We start from the raw sequence: 19071 nt of genomic DNA on the forward strand, positions 1-19071 counted from the left end.
GCGCCGAGCGCCGGTGACCGGCCTCTAGCTCACCCTGGGCTCTTACTCTTCCGGTGCATCGGGGAAAGCCTGCTGGGTGTAACCACCCCGCAGCGTTCCCTCCAGATACGCAGTCTTGCAGGCGCGCCGGGCGATCTTGCCGCTGGAGGTGCGCGGGATCGAGCCCGCGGGCACCAGCAGCACGTCACGCACGGTCACACCGTGGCGCTGCGAGACCGCCGCGCGCACCGCGTCGGCGATCGGCAGCGGATCGGCCTTGCCGGCGCCGGGACCGCGCTCGGCGACGATGACGAGGTGCTCGGAGGCGTCGTCGGCGTCGAACGTCTTCAGCCCGGAGTGGCTGCCCTGCTCGAACACCTCGGCGGGCAGCTGGTTGGCGGGCACCGAGAACGCCGCGACGAAGCCGGGGCGCAGCGCCTTGCTGGCCTCCTGCGCGGAGTACTCGAGGTCCTGCGGGTAGTGGTTGCGGCCGTCCACGATCACCAGGTCCTTCACCCGGCCGGTGATGTAGAGCTCGCCTTCGAAGTACACGCCGTAGTCGCCGGTGCGCATCCAGTTCGCGTCCTCGGGCGTGCCCTCGGCGTGGCTGCCCTCGGGCAGGCGTTCGGTGATCTTGTTCTGGAAGGTCTTCTTGGTCTCGTCCGGGCGGCCCCAGTAGCCGATGCCCATGTTGTTGCCGTGCAGCCAGATCTCGCCGACCCGGCCGTCGGGCAGTTCATGACCGCCGCCGTCGTTCTCGACGGTCTCCGGGTCCACGATCGCGGCCCACTGCGACAGCGCGACATAACCGCAGGACACCTGCGCGATCGCGTTGTCGGTGCCGGGCTCCACCTTCACCATGCGGCCCGCGTTCAGCGCGTCGCGGTCGACGTAGGTGACCTTGGCCTCGTCCTCGGCCTTGGTGGCCGAGACGAACAGCGTGGCCTCGGCCATGCCGTAGCAGGGCTTGATGGCGGTCTTGGGCAGGCCGTACGGCGCGAACGCCTCGTTGAACTTCTTCATCGAGGACGTGGTCACCGGCTCGGAGCCGTTGATCAGGCCGATCACGTTGGACAGGTCCAGCGACTCGCCCTGCTTGGGCAAACCGCGCGCGGCGGCGTGCTCGAAGGCGAAGTTCGGCGCGGCGGCGAAGGTGCCCGCGCCGTCGGACACGGCGGCCAGCTCCTTGATCCAGCGGTAGGGCCGCCGCACGAACGCACTCGGCGACATGATGGTGATGTACTTGCCGCCCACCGCGGGCAGGATCACCGTGAGCAGGCCCATGTCGTGGAACAGCGGCAGCCAGGTGACGCCGCGCGAGTTCCAGTCCAGGTTGATCGCGTCCACCATCTGCAGCAGGTTGGTGCCGACCGCGCGGTGGGTGATCTCCACACCGGCGGGCACGCGGGTGGAACCCGAGGTGTACTGCAGGTAGGCGATGTCGTCGATCTTGAGGTCCGGGCGCACCCAGGTCTCGCCGACGCTGTCGGGGATGGCGTCCACGGCGATGATGCGCGGGCGCTGCGCGGCGGGCAGCGCGCGGAAGAACTGGCGCACCCCGGCCGCCGACGAGCTGGCGGTCAGGATGGCCGAGGGCTGGCAGTCGCCGAGCACCGCGTGCAGGCGGTCGGTGTGACCGGGCTCGTCCGGGTCGAACAGCGGCACCGAGATGGTGCCCGCGTAGATCGCGGCGAAGAAGGAAACCACGTAGTCCAGACCCTGCGGGGCCAGGATCGCGACCCGGTCACCCCGCTTGGTGACCTGCTGGAGGCGGGCGGCCACCGCGCGCAGCCGCACCCCGAATTGCTGCCACGTCAGCTCGTGTACCTCACCATCGCGTTCCCGCGAATAATCGATGTAGCGGTACGCGAGCGTGTTCGCGTCATTGCGGGTGTGCTTCTCGACGTGATCAACCAGGGTGTGATCCTCGGGAATTCGGATGTTCCCGGTTTCGTCCAGGTAGTCGTCGAAAGTCTCTTCCATTCCTTCTTCTCCTCCGAGGCGCACCCTGAACGGCGGTGCGTACACCACTGTTCACCTGTGAGGCCCCGACTCGCTTTCGCCCGCGGATGCTCTCGTGACAAGACGACAGCCTGCGGATTATTCCTGCGGTCTGCGCGGTGACCGCTATCGGCTAGATGTATTCAAACCAGGGTCATGTTACAGAGATGACCCGTTCACTCTTCCCGCAGCAGGGGGATAACCGGCGCGAAAGCGTCCATCTGGGTGGGGAACACCCCGACGTACGACATCGACGTGAGTTGCCGCACACGGCGGATCTGCTCGGCGATCTCCTCGAAGCTACCGATCGCCACGTACGGCGAGTTCAGGATGTCCTCGACGGAGAGCTTGGTGTCCACCTCCAGGTCCGGGTGCAGGCCGCGATCGATGGCCGACAGCGCCATCTCCGCGGTCTTCTCCCGGTCGTCGGTGATGACGATCGCGGTGATCGCCCAGTTGAGCTCGATCTCGGCGAAGCGGTCGCCCGCGGCCTCCTTGATCAAGTTCACCTTCTCCACGGTCTTCTCCAGGGTGATGCCGGAGAGCAGGCCCTTGCCGTTCTTGGTGGTGACCGGAACGACGGAGATGATGTCGGCGTGCTTGGCGGCCAGGCGCAGCATCTTCGGTCCGCCGCCGCCGGTGCAGATCGGCGGGCGCGGGCCCTGCCGCGGCCGCGGCGTGCCCTTGATCCCGTCGACCTTGTAGTACTTGCCCTCGAAGTGGCACTCCTGGCCGCGCAGCAGCACGTCCAGAATCGTCAGCGTCTCGTCCAGTTTGGCGAGGCGCACACCCGGCGAGTCGTAGTCGAGGCCGGCGGCGAGGTACTCGTCCTGCTTCCAGCCCGCGCCGATGCCCACTTCCAGGCGGCCCTTGGAGAGCACGTCGATGGTGGCGAGATCCTTGGCCAGCACCACCGGATGGCGAAAGCCGTTGGCCAGCACCGAGGTGCCCAGCCGGATCCGCTCGGTGGCCTGGCTCAGCGCGCCCAGCGCGGCGATCGGGCCGATCTGGTCGCCGAGGTGGTCGGGCACGACGAAGGTGTCGAAGCCGTACTCCTCGGCCTGCTGCGCCGTCTGCACGAACTTGCGCGCGCCACCCTCTTGCTTGTTTCCCTCGCCCGCGGCCGCGAAGCGGAAAGGACGCGCGGGGGTGCCCAGCGCGGTCAGCTCACCGGCCGGTGCGGCGGCTTGTGTCATGAACTCATGCTCCTGGCTGTAAGGAAATGCGGCGCGACACAGCCCCGGATACTCGGGCGTACGTCGCGATCATCAGCGCACTTTACAACGTACCGACGAACTCCTGTGCGTTGTCTTCCGAGCGCGGTGCCCGGCACACGCCGCGAGGGTGTGGTTTGTGCCATCTCACGAATGCGGCGGGCGCGGGGCCGACTCGATCAGGCCGCTCGCCCACCCCACCGTCCACCGCGTCGCCGTGGTGCCGTTGCCGTCCACGACATAGCCGTTGTACAGGTTGTGCACCGGATTGCCGATCGCGCCGACCAGGGTCAGCACGCTCGGCACCCAGTTCACCGGATTCAGCGCCTGGCGCGGCGAATCGCAGATCAGGTCGCCCGGCGCGCAGATGGTGAAGGTGCGCTCGCCGAGGGGGCCGAACTCACGCGGGCCGGTCATCGTGATGCCGGGCACGTTCAACCCGGCCAGCGCGACTTCGGCACCCACGCCGGGCGGCGGCGGGCCGATCTCGACGGCCTGGCCCGGCCCGGATTCGCCGGTGCGGCGACCGTCGGCGAGCAGCGCGACGCCCAGCACGCGGTCGGCGGCGACCGGGCCCTCACCCGCGCCGATGCGGGCGGCCACGTCGCCCGCGATCACCGCGCCCTGGGAGAAGCCCGCCAGCACATAGGTCGTCAAGGGGCATTCACTTGCGCGCGCCGTCATCGCGTCGATCAGGCGCTGGGTGCCCTCGGACCGGCTGTTGTTGTAGGACTGCTGACCGTCCGGCGGAATCGCGATCGGGTTCGAGAACTGCGCCACGTACGGCACCGTGTACACGTCGAGCCGGTCGCCGGGGAACTGTGCGCGCAGCGGCCCGGAGATGTTCAGCATCAGCGAGGCGGGATTGGCCGACGGGTTGTACGGATCGTCGACGCTGCTCGACTCCCAGGTGCCCGGCACCGAGTACAGCTGCACATCGGGACAGGTCTCGGGCTGGGTGGTGGGCGGCGGCTCGGGCCCGGGGCCGGGCTCGGGCACCCGCAGGCGCCCGGCCAGCAGGTACCACAGCGCGATCACGATGATGACGAGCAGCGCCACCACCGCGAGGAACACCAGACAGCCCGCCGGCCGGGACCGGCGGGATCGGGCACCGCGACGCGCGCTCACTGGCAGTAGGTCGACTTCGCGGTCTGGATGTAGATCTCACCGGCCTTCTCGACCGGCATCTTGGCCGGGTCGAAGGAAGGGTCGGCACCGGCCATCGCGTTGACGAAGGTGGTGATCTCCTGATCGGACACCCCGGAGGCGGTGCCGTCGCACACGTAGGCCGCGATGCTCAGCGCGATATCGGGCCCGTACGGCGTGATGCCCTGCTCCTTCAGCGCGTCGAGGAACTTCTGGTCCCGCTCGCTGAGGTCGGCCGAACCCTGCGGGGTCTCGGCGGTCGGCACCGGCTGCGGACGCTCGGGGGCCGGGGTCTCGGCCTGCGGCGTCGTCTCGGGGGCGGGTGCCGGCGTCTGGCCGTGGTCCTCGTGGTTCTCGGCGCCGGTCGGCGCCGCGGCCGAGGTGGGCGCCGCCGCGGTGGTGGTCAGCGTCGGGGTGCTCGACGCGGTGGAGTCGTTGTCACCGCACGCGGTGAGCAGGGCGGTGGCGGCCACGGCCACCGCGACGCCGAATACCTTTCCACGGGTCCGATGCATGAATGTCTGTCCTCGATCTGTCGGCAGGGGGGATCGGTCGGCCCCCAGGGTAATGGCAACGGCGGGGTTCAGTTGCCGTGCACTTGCGCCTTGCCGTCGACGACGGTGACGAACCCCAGTTGGAAGTTCTGGCGCACACCACCCGGGATGGCGAACTCGTCGCCGACCGGATAGCCGAGCCTGCCGTTCTCGAAACCCTCCGCGCCCCACGCGTCCATCAGCGGACCGTTGCGCACCGCCCAGGCACCCGAGAGCGGACTCCAGTAGAGGTTGCCGCCCTCGAACCGGCTGTAGCGGCCGAGGTCCTTCAGCGGCTGCTCCTCGGCGGCCGGGAAGCCGAGCCAGCTGTTCTCGTAACCCATTTCGGCGTACTTGCCCAGGATCAGTCCCTGCACGCGGTGCACGCCGGTGGCGGCGCTGTAGTAGAAGGGCCCGTTCTCGAACGCCTGCACCGCGCCGTCGCGGTTGGGGGTCTTCACCTCGGGCGCCACCGGGTAGCCCGCGGGGCCGCGCTCGAAGCCCTGCCTGCCCCACTCGTCGAGGATCGCGCCGCGCACCACATGCGCGCCGGTCTGTGGCGTCCAGTACAGCGAGCCGTGCTGGAACGCCTGGTAGCGCCCGCGCCCGTCCGGCAGGGGGTGTTCCCCGTCGATGGGCAGCCCGAGCGGACCGCCGGGACCCGCCGCGGCCTGGTAGCCGCCGCCGATCATGCCGCCCACCGCGTGCGCGCCTGTCGCGCCCGAATAGAACACCCGGCCGCCGACGAAGTCCTGCGCCACACCGCCCGGCACCGCGTACTCGGCCGTGCGGCACGGGCCGAGCCAGCCGTTCGCGGCGGCCACCGGGCCGATCGCGCCGGCCGCCGCACACGCCGGGCCGTTCGGCTCCACGCCGAGCGCCGAGGCGGCCTGCGGCCAGGATTGGCGCATCTCGAAATCCCAGTAGGGCCACGAATGCGTCCCGGACGCACGGTAATTCACCTGCACCGGGATCTGGAGCTCACCGAGCTTGGTGACGAAGTTCTCCGAGGTGAGCCGCGAGAGGATCTCCAGACCCATCCCGGCGAAGTTGGTGCTGATGCCGGGGATGATCCCGGACTCCTGATCGAACGGCCCGGTGGTGCCGGCGCCGCTGGAGACGTAGAGGCTCACGCCCTTCAGGTGCTCGGCCAGCCGGTAGGGATCGTGCGCCTCCCACTGCGGGTCGGTCGGCGGGCCCCACATGGCGGCCGAGTCGTAGCCGCCCGCGTCGCGCATGGCGAACTGGATGGCCTGCGGCATGCCCAGCGTGGTGGTGGTGAGGAAGCCGGAGTAGGAGGCGGCGTACTTCGCGAATTGCGGGTTGCGCCCCGCCAGGAACATGGCGGCCGTACCGCCCATCGACAGGCCCGCCAGGCCGCGGGCGTCGGTCGCGCGCCACTGGCTCTCCAGCAGCGGCGGCAGTTCCTTGGTCAGGAACGTCTCCCACTTGTAGTTGCGGCCGTTGTCGGGCTGCAACCAGTCGGCGTAGAAGCTGGACTGGCCGCCCACCGGCAGCACCACGGTGACGTTCTTGTCGGCGTAGAAGTCGGCGGCGCCCGCGTCCTTGGTCCAGCCGCTCTCGTCCTCGGTGGCGCGCAGGCCGTCGAGCATGAACAGCAGCGGGAACTTCGCGTCGGGGCGGGTGTTCCAGTCGCGGGCGAGCAGCAGCTGCACCTGCACGGGCGTGCCCATGGACGGCGAGTTCACCCAGAGGGCGACGCGGCGGTCGGTCAGCCAGATGGCGTTGTGGACGGTGGCCTCGGCGGGCACGGCGGCCGGCTGGGCCTGGGCGGGGGCGGCGGCGAGTCCGGCGGCCAGCGGGATGGTCAGCGCGGTGGCCAGCAGGGTGAGCCGACCGCGTGCGGAACGTCCGCCGCGCCGTTTCGCTCTCTTACCACAAGCAACTCCAGCCACAAGAGTTTTGTACTCCTGAAAAGACGAAGTTCCGTGCACGCCACGCCAGTAGCTAACGAATCCGTCTCAGAGGGTTGACCCTTCAATGCGACGACGCCGCCGTTTCCTGGGGAAACGGCGGCGTCGTGGAACTTTCGGGTACTTACCTCACCAGGCGCCGGTGGCGTCGAGGATGCCCTTGCGGGTGTTCCACAGCTGGTCCTGCCAGTACTTCCAGTTGTGGGTGCCGGTGGCCGGGAAATCGAAGTGGGCGGGGATGCCCAGCGAGTTCAGGCGGACCTGGAAGGCGCGGGTGTTCACCAGCGAGAGGGCCTCGAGCGCCATCGCGTTACCGGTGTTGAACACGCCGACCGGCGAGTTCGGGCGGTCGTGCTGGCCGGGCAGGCCCGAGGACGCCGAGATGTACATCGGCAGGCCCTTGAGCTGCGGGGCGAACACGAACGGGTCCATGCGCAGCCACTCCGGGCTCCACGGCGCGGCCATCGCGTCCACGTTGAAGCGGCCGGCGTCCAGCATCGCGATGCGGATCGCCTCGCGCATGCCCGGCGCGGAGATGTTCAGGTAGCCGGAGTAGGAACCGGCGAACTTGAACTGGTCGCGGTGGTAGGCGGCCAGGGCCAGGGCCGCGCTGCCGCCCATGGACAGGCCGACGACGGCGTTATTGGTCTTGGAGACGCCGTAGCCCGCGAGGAAGTTGGGCAGCTCCTGGCTGAGGAAGGTCTCCCACTTGTAGGTGGTCTTCTGCCCGTTGGTGTTCGAGGGCGCGTACCAGTCGCGGTAGAAGCTGGACTGGCCGCCGACCGGCATCACCAGGGTGATGTTGTCGTTCTTGAACTGCTCCATGGCGTTCGTCTCGAACGACCAGGCGTTGCGGTCGTCGCGGGCGCGCATGCCGTCGAGCAGGTAGAGCGCGGCGTTGCCGCCCCGCGCGGCCCACTGCACCTGGACCTTGATCGGGCCCATCTGCGAGGGCACCATGAGCTCTTCGTAGCCCCCCGCCGGCGCACGCAACACCGGCGCGTACGCCGGGGCGGCCGTGGCGACGGTCGGGGCCGCCAGTCCGGTGGCGATCGGCAGCGCTAGTGCCGCTGCGCCGACAGCCAGAATTCGCTGACGCCATCCACGAGGTGCGCCTCGCCGTCCTGCCTTGACACTCTTCGGCGCGGCGGCCCTGCCGAAACGCATGAATACTGCTCTCTTTCTGCTGTTGTGGCGCCCGCTCACCGTGAGGCGAGCCGACACCCGTGCCGACGAGACGCACGTCACACTCGCGCCGGATCCCGACCTCCGGCACAGATGACCGCGCTGCAACGATCTGGTCACACACTTGCGCTCGCGAGAGAATATTCGACACCCGAATCGTTAGCAAGATTGCCGCCGCTCCGTTGGCCGATATCCGCCCGCGCACACTCTGTGATCGTGCGGTGACCCTATCGCGTTCCGGTCGCGATGTCGTCCCGGATGTCCGATTTTGTCATCTCACCCGAGATGGGCGCTCAGATCCGGCAGCATCTCATAGACCTGATCCTCCCAGTAGCGCCAGAAGTGCACGCCCACCGGCGTATAGCGATACACGGCGTTGGCGCCGCCCAGACTGTCCATCCGGGCCTGGAACGCGCGGGTGTTGGCGAGCGCGATCGTCTCCAGCGCCATGGCGTTGCCGAGGTGGTAGACGTCGATCGGTTCCTCGATCACGTCGCGCGGGCCGTTCACCCCGTTGCCGGTCGCGATCCACAGGCGAGTTCCGTTGGCGCGCAACAGCGGTGCGAACATGAACGGGTCGTTGCGCAGCCAGCGCGGATCCCACGGCGGGCCCCACATGGCGTCGATGTTGAACCCGCCCGCGTCCAGCAGCGCCAGCCGCAACCCCTCTTTCATACCGGGCGCGGAGATGTTCAGGTAGCCGGAATACGAACCGGCGTAACGGAATTGGTCGGGGTGGTAGGCGGCCAGCGCGAGCGCGGCGCTGCCGCCCATGGACAGGCCGAACACGCCGTTCCCGTAGGGATTGAAGCCCAGCCGGTCACGCAGCGCCCAGCGCAGGTTCTGGGTCAGGAAGGTCTCCCACGCGTACGGGGCGGTCTGGCCGTTGGTGTTGCTCGGCGCGATCCAGTCCGAGTAGAAGCTGGACTGGCCGCCCACCGGCATCACCACGTTGATGTTCCATTGCGGCAGCACCCGCGAGATCTCGGTGTCGATCTCCCAGCCGCTCAGGTCGTTGCGGGCGCGCAGGCCGTCGAGCGCGTACACGACGCGGCGGGTGTTGCCGTCGGCGGCGCGGAAGACGCGCGTCTTGATCGGGCCCATGCTGGAGTCGACCCAGAAATCGAAACCGGCCGGGTTGTAGTCCGCGGCGGCCGAGGGAATCGGCCCCACCGCCGCCACCCCGAACGGCGCGGCCACCGCGAGTGCCAGACCGGCGGCCGACCGGCGCAGCCACCCCCGCGACCATCCTCTGGCAACTATCCCGCGTATCCCGCCATCCCGCATCGACTCGACCTTTCGCCCTGCGATCCCCATCGACCGCAACCGCCATGCATGACAATCGACACTCGACGCCGGGAACCGAACGTGCGCTGCTCGTCGGCGGTACCACTTTCTATAAGCGGGAATTCGGCCTACACGCCGGTAATTACACGTGGCGAGATCGGATCGTGACGAAAGCGGAAGATTTGCCCGATTTTCCGTGACACGTCGCGAATACCGGAGCGGCACCGTACTCAGCGATCTTCCGGACAACACGAAACCGCCCGCGACCATTCGGGTCGCGGGCGGTCGAGACAGCCGGAATCAGCCGATATTCGCCGACATGTCCGGGATCATGCGCAGCGCCTCGTCGTTCCAGGTGTTCCACGCGTGGATACCGAACTGCGGGAACGAGTAGTGCGCGTTGCCGCCGCCCAGGGTCGCCATGCGCACCTGGAACGCCCGGGTGTTGGCCAGCGCCAGCGCCTCGAGGCCCATGCCGTTGAGCGTGTTGAAGCTCGGCGGATCGGTGTTGGTGGGCAGGCCGCTGGCCGCCGCGATCCACACCCGGGTGCCGTTGCGGATCAGGTTGGGCGCGAAGACGAACGGGTCCATGCGCAGCCACTGCGGACCCCACGGCGGGGCCATCGCGTCCACGTTGTAACCGCCCGCGTCGAGCATGGCCAGGCGGATGGCCTCGCGCATACCGGGCGCGGAGATGTTCAGGTAGCCGGAGAACGCGCCGGCGAAGCTGAACTGATCGGGGTGGTAGGCCGCCAGCGTCAGCGCGGCGCTGCCGCCCATGGACAGGCCGAACACACCGTTGCGGTGGGGGTTGAACCCGAGCCGATCGCGCAGGGCCCAGCGCAGGTTCTGCGTCAGGAAGGTCTCCCACTGGTACCGGTAGCTCTTGCCGGGGCCGCCCGCGAAGGCGTTCAGCGCGCCGGAACCCGAACTCGACCCCGCACCGGCCGGGATGCCGAAGAACTCACTCGGGGCGTTCCAGTCGGCGTAGAAGCTGGACATGCCGCCGACGGGCATGACGACGTTGATGTTGTTCCTGGCGAGGATGCCGGGGATGTCGGTCTCGATCTCCCAGCCGTTGAGCGTCTCGGGCGCGCGCATGCCGTCCAGGACGTAGGCCACGCGGTTGGTGTTGCCGTCGGCCGCGCGGATGACGCGGCTCTTGATGGGGCCCATACCGGAGTCGACCCAGAAGTCGAACGCCGCCGGATTGAACGCCGCCGACGCCGTGGCGCCGGTGCCCGCGACCGATACGCCGAGCGGGGCCAGCATCGCCATCGCGACCCCCAGCGCCCACACCCGCATCCGTGCGCGGGAGGACGGCCGTTCGGCCCTACGTTTCCAGCGGACAACTCGCATTCGACTCGACCTCTCCTTCAGCGGCCGGCGAATGGCAAATAGCAGGCAACATCACCGGCCCCCTCATCGGGCACGAAGATCGCCCGTCCGGCGCAGAACCGGACGTTTCGACCTCAGTGCATGCTCTCTGTGTATGAATCGGGAACGAATGCCTCCATGTTGCTGGATAGTGATCCACGGCACAAGGATTCGCGGTCCCCCACCTCGCATTCGTTGTCGCGGGTGCGGGTGGATGCCCCGGTCGGGGCACGAAAAAACCGCCCGGCGCGAGCGCGCGGGCGGTTCTCTCGGGACTCGGCCCGGCGGCGTCGTCGCGGCGGGCACACAAGCCCGCGCGGCGACGCCGCGCTACGTGACCAGGGTCAGCCGATATTGGCCGACATGTCCGGGATCATGCGGTAGACCTCGGACTCCCAGTTCCGCCAGTTGTGGATACCGGTGGGCGGGAAGCTGTAGGTCACGTTGTTCGCGCCCAGGGTCGCCATGCGGACCTGGAACGCGCGGGTGTTGACGTGGGCCAGCAGTTCCAGCGGCACGCCCTGCACCACGTCCATCGGCGAGCCGATGTCGCCACCGGAGGGCAGACCGCTGCCAGCGGCGACCCACAGGCGGGTGTTATTGGCCTTCAGGCGCGGCGCGAAGACGAACGGGTCCATGCGCAGCCACTGCGGACCCCACGGCGGGGCCATCGCGTCGATGTTGTAGCCGCCCGCGCTGATCATCGCCAGGCGCAGGGCCTCGCGCATACCGGGGGCCGAGATGTTCAGGTAGCCGGAGAACGCGCCGGCGAAGCTGAACTGCTGCGGGTGGTACGCGGCCAGCGTGAGCGCCGCGCTGCCGCCCATCGACAGGCCGAACACGCCGTTGCGGGTGGAGCTGAAGCCCAGCCGGTCACGCAGCGCGTTCTTCAGGTTCTGGGTCAGGAAGGTCTCCCACTTGTAGGTGTTGACCTTGCCCAGGGTCTCCTGCCAGCCCGACGATCCGGTCATCGACGAACCCGCCGACGACCCGGACGGGCCGGAACCGGTGGGGATGCCGAGGAAGGTGCTCGGGGCGTTCCAGTCCGCGTAGAAGCTGGACGGGCCGCCGACCGGCATGACCACGTTGATGTTCCACTTGGCCAGCTCGCGGGCGACCTCGGTGTCGATCTCCCAGCCGTTCAGGTCGCCGCGGGCGCGCATGCCGTCCAGGGCGTACACGACGCGGTTGGTGTTGCCGTCGGCCGCGCGGAAGATCCGCGACTTGATGGGTCCCATGCTGGAGTCGACCCAGAAGTCGAATCCGTCGGGGTTGAACGCCGCCGATGCCGTGGCTCCCTGACCCGCGACCGTCGCTCCCAGCGGCAGTACGACGGCCAGTGACACCAGCACCGACTTCTTGATCCAGTCACGGGCTCTACCGGCGCGCGAACGTTGTGTCCGCGCGCCACGCCCGATCACGCCTCGCATGTGTTCGTTACGGCCTTTCCTTCATGCGGCCGCACGCGGCCGCGCCGACGGGTTCCGCCGGATCTCTCCATGACGAGTGCACCTCCCCGCGGATGCGCCGCCTGAGCCTAACCCGCCATCGATGCGAGGGCGTTATCAAACCGATATAAAGCGGCGCACACCACTTTTGTAGAGATGTCCAAAGAGACTCCCCGCGATTCGTGCGACCAGTGTGACACGTGGGGCGCGGATCAGCGCGGCGGTTGCGGGATCGGATCGACCAGCCCGCAGCGCTGGATCTCGTACTTGGGCACCCGGTCGATGCGGTAGCTCGCGAAATTCAGCGCGTTGCGGAGATTGTGCCGGAACCGTTCGAAGGTCAGCGGCTCCCGCGAGGAGATCAGCAGCGCCTGGGTGTCGGGGCAGCCCATGGCCGCGCGGGCCTGGGTGACCCAGTCCTCGTCCAGGTACCACGGCATCCACGGCTTGCGATCGACCATGCCCGTGTCCACGATCACCCAGTCCGGGAACAGGCTCTTGTCGTGGCCGATGCGGCCGTCGGCGAGCCGGTCGCTGTGCGCGGCCAGCGGGTAGGCCAGGCCCATCGGATCGATGACGCGCACGTCCAGCGGCACGTTCATGCTGGTCATGCCCAGGTTCAGGAAGTACACGGTGTGCCCGGCGCCGCCCTCGGGGATCGGCTGGGGCGGCGGGGCGATGTACCACATCATGAACGAGGGCGAGTTCAGCAGCAGACCGCCGTCGGGGGTGTTCGCGATGGCCTCGACCATGGGCCGCATGCGCGCGTAGTCGAGGTAGTCCTCGGCGCGGATCGGGTGGTCGTGCCCGGTGTTGAGCACGTAGAACACCCGCTCGTCCACGATGCCCGAGGAGCTGATCTTGGTGCCGTTGGTGATGGCCGTGGTGCCCGAGGCGACGACCGCCCACGCCATCGCGGCCAGCCAGGCCACCGCGACGACCGCGAGCGGCTTGCCCACCGCGCGCAGCCCCTCGCGGGGCACCCGCACCGGCAGCACCGCGACGGGCAGCAGCAACAGGAACAGCTGCGAGAGCAGCATCCGCCCGTGCATGAAGTCGCCGCCCACGCGCAGCGCGTAGATCGTGAGCACGAACCCGCTGAACAGCACCAGCGTGACCACCGCGGCGGGCGAGCGCAGCCAGGCGCGCAGCCCGCGCACCGACCAGCCGTCCAGCTTGCGCGGGGACGGGCGCACCAGGCCGGAACGGCCCGCGAACACACCGCCGATCAGCAGCACCAGCAGTGGCACCCACAGGTAGTAGGGGCCGACCAAGTCCCACAGGTAGGTGAAGCCCTGCTCCCATTTCGCGCCGCCCGCGTCCTTGGCGACGGCGGTGTTCGGGTAGGGCAGGCCGTAGTAGCCCATGCGCCAGATCTGGTAACCCATCGGCAGCAGTCCGGCCGCCGCCACGATCAGCACCCGCAGCACCGTGGGCGAGAACCGGGCCTCGGGCATCGGCGCGAGGAAGATCATCAGCAGAGCGAGCGCGCCGACCAGCGCCATCTCCGGCCGGATCAGCGGCGCGAGCCCGGCGAAGAACACCAGGCCCAGCAGTTCGGGCACGCGCACGCGATCGGCCTGCGCCCACCGCATGAGCAGCCACCACAGCACGGCGATCCAGAAGATCACCAGCCCGCTCTCCAGGCCGGAGGTGGCGTAGTCGCGCGCAGGGGGCACCGCGATGTAGACGAGCACGCCCGCGGGTAGCAGCAGCGCCGTGGACGTACCGCCCCACAGGCGCGCCGAGCCCAGCATCGCGAACACCATCGCGGCCAGCGAGAGCGTCAGCGCGACGCCGAGCACCACGTACTCGAGCCGGATCTGGGTGAGCCAGGAGAAGAACCAGACGATATAGGTCCAGGCGGCGCTGGTGTTGGCCTCGACGCGCTCGTCGGCGTTGAAGACCGGGCCGTTGCCCGCCAGCAGATTGCGCACGGTGCGCAGGACGATCAGGCCGTCATCGGCGATCCAGCGCCTGCTCCAGGCGCCCGCCGCGAACAGTGCGACGGTGAGCGCGATCCCACCGACGAACGTGGCGCGGGACAGGCGTAGCGACAGGGCCGAACGGTCCCGCGCGTGGGCGGGACGTTCGGACTCGTCTTCAGTTCGCTCCGCTCCCTCTACCAGCATTTCGTCAGGTGAGATAGACAGCGACACCTACCGCTCCGATCCAGGCGATTGCGAGGAACTGGAGGACGCGATCCCCCAGCGCGATCTCTTCGGGTTCTCCGGCCTCGCCACCGTCGACGTCGACCGCGTAACGCAGGATTGCGATGGTAAACGGGATCATCGAGATCGCGAACCAGGTGGTGTCGTTCTTCTCGTCCTGTTCGAACGCCCACAGGCCGTAGAACACCACGACCGCGGTGGCCGCGAGCGTCCAGATGAAGCGCAGGTAGGTCGGTGTGTAGTACTCGAGCGACTTGCGGATCTTGGCGCCGGTGCCCAGCGCGATCTGCAGCTCGGCGTAGCGCTTGCCCGCCGCCATGAACAGCGAACCGAACGCCATGATCAGCAGGAACCACTGCGAGAGCGGGATCGAGGCGGCCGCGCCACCGGCCACGGCGCGCAGCAGGAAGCCCGAGGAGACGATGCAGATGTCGAGCACGGCCTGGTGCTTGAGCCCGAAGCAGTAGGCCAGCTGGATGACGATGTAGACCGCCATCACCACCGCCAGCTGCCAGGAGGCCAGGAACGAGCCGAGGATGGAGGCGGTGAGCAGGATCGCCGCCAGGCCGTAGGCCAGGTTGACCGGCACCACGCCCGCCGCGATGGGGCGGTAGCGCTTGGTCGGGTGCGCCCGGTCGGCCTCCACGTCCATGGCGTCGTTCACCAGGTAGATGCCCGAGGCGGCCATGCAGAACACCACGAAGGCGACGCCCACGTTGGCCAGCACGTCGATCTCGGTGACCGAGCCCGCGGCCAGCGGCGCGGCCAGCACCAAGACGTTCTTGACCCACTGGCGCGGGCGGACGGCCTTGACGAGTCCGCCGACCAGGGTCTTGGGCGGGCCCTTGACGACGGCCTCGGCCAGGTCGGCGCCGGTCGGCTCTTCACTCATGTCCAAGACCTTTTCTGTGTTCGATGTGCGGTGCTCATCCCCCGCCGCCACGTCGTTACGCAAACTACCTGCCTCCGCCCTTGCGCTCATACCGTTTCTCGGCGGCGAGCACGGCGGCGGCCGACGCGGCGCCGAGCGCGGAACCGGCGAGCACGTCCGAGGGGTAGTGCACGCCGAGCACGACGCGGGAGAGCAGCATCGGCGGGACGAGTACCGCAGGCAAGGGTAGCCCGGTGAGCCTGCCGAGCAACACGGCCGCCGCCGTGGTGGAGGTGGCGTGCGAGGACGGGAAGCTCAGTTTGCTCGGCGTCCCCACGTTGACCTGCACCGACGGATCGTTGGGGCGCGGGCGCCGCACGATCCGCTTGATGACGATGGAGGCCGCGTGCGCGCCCACCGCGCCCACCGCGACCCCGGCCCACTGCCGCCTGCGCGGCTTGTCGACCAGCCAGCCCGCGGCCGCGATGCCGACCCAGCCCAGCGCGTGCTCACCGAAATGGGACATGCCGCGCGCCGCCGACACCACCGCCGGGTTGGCGCCGATCGTGGACTGCACGGCGTTGAGGACCGCGACCTCGGGCGGCCGGGTGGCCGAATCGCGCAGGCTGGGGTTGACCGCGTTCACTTGCCGGTTCCGTTCTGGTCGTCGAGGAATGCCTTCTCCCACGCCGCGGTGCCGGTGAGTTCCGCGTGCGCGTCCCGGTAGCGCCGCCGCAGCTCCGGGAAGCGGGCGGCGAGTTCCTTGCGCAACCGCAGGGCCTCGCGCAGCAGTGCGGCCGCCTTGCGCGGATCGCGCTTGCGATACACCACGCCGCGCCCGTCGGCGGTGGTCACCGTGACGCCGTCGACCTGCGAGAGCAGGAACCAGCGCGCGTCCAGCGTGGGCACGTTGAGCTGCGGGGTGTCGTGGTGTTCGGGTTTGGCGGCGCGCAGGTTGTGCACCACGCCCTTGGCCAGGCGCGCGACCTTGGCGATCGGGTTGCCCGGTTCGCCGACCGCGCCGACGGCGTGGTGGCTGGCCAGCGGCAGGTCGGTCGAGGACGGCAGCACCACCGCGTCGGGGTACTCCTTGCGCAGCGCGTGCACCTTGCCGAGCGCGCTGGGCAGCAGCTCGAACAGCCGCTCCGGACCGGCCAGGAAGTCGCGGATCGCCTCGTTCTGGATCGCGACCGTCGAATACTCCAGGCAGAGCAGGTGTTTCAGCGTCGCCTTGACGGTGTTGGCCACCATCGCGCGCCCGTCGCCGGGCAGGTGCAGCGCGGCGACCACCAGGCGGTTGCGCAGGTGGAAGTACGCCTGCCAGTCGATGGCGTCGTCCTTGTCGCTCCAGGCCATGTGCCACACGGCCGCGCCCGGCAGCGTGACGGTCGGGTACCCGGCGGCGCGGGCGCGCAGGCCGTACTCGACGTCGTCCCACTTCAGGAACAGCGGCAGCGGCTGCCCGAGCTCCTCGGCCACCCGGCGCGGGATCACGCAGGTCCACCAGCCGTTGAAGTCGACGTCGATGCGCCGGTGCAGCAGCTTGGAGTTGTCCCGGTCGCGCAGCGGGTACTTCGCGAAGTCGTGGTCGTATTCGACGTTGGGAGCGGCGGTCCACATGAAGATGCCGCGGTCGACCACCTCGCCCATGGTGTGCAGGTGCGAGCGCTCCTGCAGGTTGAGCATCTGGCCGCCGGTCAGGATCGGCGAGCGCGCGAAGCGGGCGAAGGCCAGCGCGCGCAGGATCGAGTCGGGCTCGATCTCGATGTCGTCGTCCATGTAGACGATGTACTCGGCGTTCGTGGTCTTCAGCGCCTCGTACATGACCCGGCTGTAGCCGCCCGACCCGCCGAGGTTGGGCTGGTCGTGGATGGCCAGCCGGGCGCCGAGCACGGCCGCGGCCTCGGCGAAGCCCGGCTCGTCGACGACCTTCCTGGTCCCCTGGTCGGGGATGATGACGGCCTCGATCTTGTCCAGCACCAGCGGGTCGGCGCCGAGCGCGGCGAGCGTCTTCACCGCGTCGGTGGGCCGGTTGAAGGTGGGCATGCCCACCGCGATGGTGCCCGCACCGGGCGCCTCGGCCGGCGCGTACCAGCCGCCGGAGAGCAGCGTGACCGTGGTGTCGGTGGTGATGTCGAACCAGATCCAGCCGCCGTCCTCGAACGGCGCGAGGTCGGTCTCGAACTCGACGGTGGTGGAGTCGGCCCCGGTGGGGGCTGTGTTGAATTCGCGCCACTCACTGAGCCCTACGTGGTCACGCTCCGCTACCGCCTCCGGGCTCTGAGCTCGCGGCGCACCGAATTCCTTGCCCTGCACGTGGATGCGCGAGCCGTCGGCCTTGGAGCGGTACACGTCGACCCGGCCGTGCCCGGCCAGCTCCAGCCGCAGCACCACCGAGCTCAGCACGCTCCAGCGCCGCCAGTAGCTGGCGGGCAGCGCGTTGAAGTAGGTGCAGAACGAGACCTCCGACTCCGCGCCGATGGACAGCGAGGTGCGGGTGCTCGCGTGCGCGCGGCGCGCGTTGGTGGCCGACTCCTCCAGGTAGAGGGTGCGCACGTCGAGGGGTTCGCCCGGCCGGGGCAGGATGATGCGCTGTAGCAGCGAGATCGCGCGGGTCCGGTTCGTCATATCGTCCAGGATCGGTGCGGTGGTCACTCGGCGACCCCGTCGGTGAGCGGGGCGCCCGATTCCAGGTGCGGTCGCAGCACATTCTCGAACATGCTCAGCGCCGAGCCGATCGCCATGTGCATGTCCAGGTACTGGTAGGTGCCGAGACGGCCGCCGAAGAGCACCTTGGCCTCGGCGGTCTCGCGCTTGGCGCGCTCGCGGTAGGCCAGCAGTTTGGCGCGGTCCTCGGGGGTGTTGATCGGGTAGTACGGCTCGTCGCCGGTCTGCGCGAAGCGCGAGTACTCGCGCATGATGACTGTCTTGTCGGCCGGGTAGTCGCGCTCGGGGTGGAAGTGGCGCGGCTCGATGATGCGGGTGAACGGCACGTCGCCGTCGTTGTAGTTCATCACCGAGGTGCCCTGGTAGTCGCCGGTGGCCAGGACTTCGGTCTCGAAGTCGATGGTGCGCCAGCCCAGTTCGCCCTCGCTGTAGTCGAAGTAGCGGTCCAGCGGGCCGGTGTAGACGACCGGGGCGTCGGGGTTCTGGGCGCGCAACTCGTCGCGCACCTCGAACCAGTCGGTGTTCAGGCGCACCTCGATGAGTTCGGAGGCGGCCATGTTCTCCAGCCACTTCGTATAGCCCTCTTTCGGAAGGCCCTCGTAGGTGTCGTTGAAGTAGCGGTTGTCGAAGGTGTAGCGCACCGGCAGGCGGGTGATATTGCCCGCGGGCAGTTCCTTGGGGTCGGTCTGCCACTGCTTGGCGGTGTAGTCGCGGATGAACGCCTCGTAGAGCGGGCGCCCGATCAGCGAGATCGCCTTCTCCTCGAGGTTCTGCGCGTCGGCGGTCTCGATCTCGGCGGACTGCTCGGCGATGAGCGCGCGCGCCTCCTCGGGGGTGAAGTAGCGCCCGAAGAACTGCGAGATGAGGCCCAGGCCCATCGGGAACTGGAAGGCCTGCCCCTTGTGCATCGCGAAGACGCGGTGCTGGTAGTTGGTGAATTCGGTGAACTGCGTGACGTAGTCCCACACCTTCTTGTTGGAGGTGTGGAACAGGTGCGCACCGTATTTGTGGATCTCGATCCCGGTCTCGGGTTCCGGTTCGGAGTAGGCGTTGCCGCCGATGTGGTGGCGGCGGTCCAGGACCAGGACGCGTTTGCCGAGGGTCGCGGCGACGCGCTCGGCGATGGTCAGCCCGAAGAAGCCGGAGCCGACGACGATCAGATCGAAGGGTGTGGAGTTACCGGGGGACGATGCGACGGTCACGGGAGCCCAGAGTATCGGAAGTCCGCGCGCGCCCCCGGGGAAGGCGGCCCCCGGTG

14 protein-coding genes are annotated in these 19071 nt (G+C 68.9%); all 14 read right to left on the reverse strand.

Annotated elements, in window-relative coordinates:
* Window positions 1-42: 42 nt before the first annotated feature.
* Window positions 43-1962: a long-chain-fatty-acid--AMP ligase FadD32 gene (gene fadD32, locus OHB21_RS07005; RefSeq protein ID WP_067509752.1), complete on the reverse strand. Its 1920-nt coding sequence runs from the start codon at window positions 1960-1962 to the stop codon at window positions 43-45.
* Window positions 1963-2156: 194 nt separating this feature from the next.
* A complete protein-coding gene (locus OHB21_RS07010; RefSeq protein WP_067509754.1) occupies window positions 2157-3176 on the reverse strand; it encodes an LLM class F420-dependent oxidoreductase in 1020 nt (339 codons plus the stop codon).
* Window positions 3177-3341: 165 nt separating this feature from the next.
* Window positions 3342-4322: a cutinase family protein gene (locus OHB21_RS07015; protein ID WP_084537727.1), complete on the reverse strand. Its 981-nt coding sequence runs from the start codon at window positions 4320-4322 to the stop codon at window positions 3342-3344.
* Window positions 4319-4855 (reverse strand): DUF732 domain-containing protein, encoded by a 537-nt coding sequence (locus tag OHB21_RS07020; RefSeq protein ID WP_067509758.1) that lies wholly within the window; start codon window positions 4853-4855, stop codon window positions 4319-4321. Before OHB21_RS07020 ends, OHB21_RS07015 begins: the two co-directional genes overlap by 4 nt.
* 68 nt (window positions 4856-4923) lie before the next feature.
* On the reverse strand, window positions 4924-6789 hold the full coding sequence (locus OHB21_RS07025) for an alpha/beta hydrolase-fold protein (RefSeq protein WP_084537729.1): 1866 nt from the start codon (window positions 6787-6789) through the stop codon (window positions 4924-4926).
* A 147-nt stretch (window positions 6790-6936) separates the two neighbouring features.
* The gene (locus OHB21_RS07030; RefSeq protein ID WP_267465286.1) at window positions 6937-7974 is read right to left on the reverse strand and encodes an alpha/beta hydrolase; all 1038 of its coding nucleotides are present in this window, start codon (window positions 7972-7974) and stop codon (window positions 6937-6939) included.
* Between the two features lie 294 nt (window positions 7975-8268).
* Window positions 8269-9279, reverse strand: a complete 1011-nt coding sequence (locus OHB21_RS07035; protein ID WP_067509886.1) for an alpha/beta hydrolase — start codon at window positions 9277-9279, stop codon at window positions 8269-8271.
* Between the two features lie 300 nt (window positions 9280-9579).
* On the reverse strand, window positions 9580-10638 hold the full coding sequence (locus OHB21_RS07040; protein WP_084537731.1) for an alpha/beta hydrolase: 1059 nt from the start codon (window positions 10636-10638) through the stop codon (window positions 9580-9582).
* A 362-nt stretch (window positions 10639-11000) separates the two neighbouring features.
* Window positions 11001-12086 carry an alpha/beta hydrolase gene (locus tag OHB21_RS07045; RefSeq protein WP_067509761.1) on the reverse strand — a complete coding sequence of 362 codons (1086 nt, stop codon included), beginning with the start codon at window positions 12084-12086 and terminating at the stop codon, window positions 11001-11003.
* 230 nt (window positions 12087-12316) lie between these two features.
* Window positions 12317-14236, reverse strand: coding sequence for a flagellar motor control protein ZomB (zomB, locus tag OHB21_RS07050; protein ID WP_228789719.1), 1920 nt, complete (start codon window positions 14234-14236; stop codon window positions 12317-12319).
* A 4-nt stretch (window positions 14237-14240) separates the two neighbouring features.
* Entirely contained in the window at window positions 14241-15167 is a 927-nt protein-coding gene (locus OHB21_RS07055; RefSeq protein WP_067509764.1) for a decaprenyl-phosphate phosphoribosyltransferase, read from the reverse strand.
* Between the two features lie 64 nt (window positions 15168-15231).
* Complete coding sequence (locus OHB21_RS07060) at window positions 15232-15792, reverse strand: phosphatase PAP2 family protein (protein WP_195124908.1); 561 nt, start codon at window positions 15790-15792, stop codon at window positions 15232-15234.
* Window positions 15789-17774, reverse strand: a complete 1986-nt coding sequence (locus tag OHB21_RS07065) for a glycosyltransferase (RefSeq protein ID WP_195124909.1) — start codon at window positions 17772-17774, stop codon at window positions 15789-15791. Before OHB21_RS07065 ends, OHB21_RS07060 begins: the two co-directional genes overlap by 4 nt.
* 23 nt (window positions 17775-17797) lie before the next feature.
* Window positions 17798-19015 (reverse strand): UDP-galactopyranose mutase, encoded by a 1218-nt coding sequence (glf, locus tag OHB21_RS07070; protein WP_067509766.1) that lies wholly within the window; start codon window positions 19013-19015, stop codon window positions 17798-17800.
* Between the last annotated feature and the right edge of the window lie 56 nt (window positions 19016-19071).

The organism is Nocardia puris, assembly GCF_036051655.1.
Lineage (GTDB): Bacteria > Actinomycetota > Actinomycetes > Mycobacteriales > Mycobacteriaceae > Nocardia > Nocardia puris.

Excerpts from the sequence above, each read along its gene's own strand:
- OHB21_RS07035 (WP_067509886.1), bottom strand. The coding sequence starts at position 9,279 with ATGCGGGATGGCGGGATACGCGGGATAGTTGCCAGAGGATGGTCGCGG.
- OHB21_RS07040 (WP_084537731.1), bottom strand. The coding sequence starts at position 10,638 with ATGCGAGTTGTCCGCTGGAAACGTAGGGCCGAACGGCCGTCCTCCCGC.
- zomB (WP_228789719.1), bottom strand. The coding sequence starts at position 14,236 with ATGCTGGTAGAGGGAGCGGAGCGAACTGAAGACGAGTCCGAACGTCCC.
- OHB21_RS07030 (WP_267465286.1), bottom strand. The coding sequence starts at position 7,974 with ATGCGTTTCGGCAGGGCCGCCGCGCCGAAGAGTGTCAAGGCAGGACGG.
- OHB21_RS07065 (WP_195124909.1), bottom strand. The coding sequence starts at position 17,774 with ATGACGAACCGGACCCGCGCGATCTCGCTGCTACAGCGCATCATCCTG.
- OHB21_RS07045 (WP_067509761.1), bottom strand. The coding sequence starts at position 12,086 with ATGCGAGGCGTGATCGGGCGTGGCGCGCGGACACAACGTTCGCGCGCC.
- OHB21_RS07055 (WP_067509764.1), bottom strand. The coding sequence starts at position 15,167 with ATGAGTGAAGAGCCGACCGGCGCCGACCTGGCCGAGGCCGTCGTCAAG.
- fadD32 (WP_067509752.1), bottom strand. The coding sequence starts at position 1,962 with ATGGAAGAGACTTTCGACGACTACCTGGACGAAACCGGGAACATCCGA.
- OHB21_RS07020 (WP_067509758.1), bottom strand. The coding sequence starts at position 4,855 with ATGCATCGGACCCGTGGAAAGGTATTCGGCGTCGCGGTGGCCGTGGCC.
- OHB21_RS07010 (WP_067509754.1), bottom strand. The coding sequence starts at position 3,176 with ATGACACAAGCCGCCGCACCGGCCGGTGAGCTGACCGCGCTGGGCACC.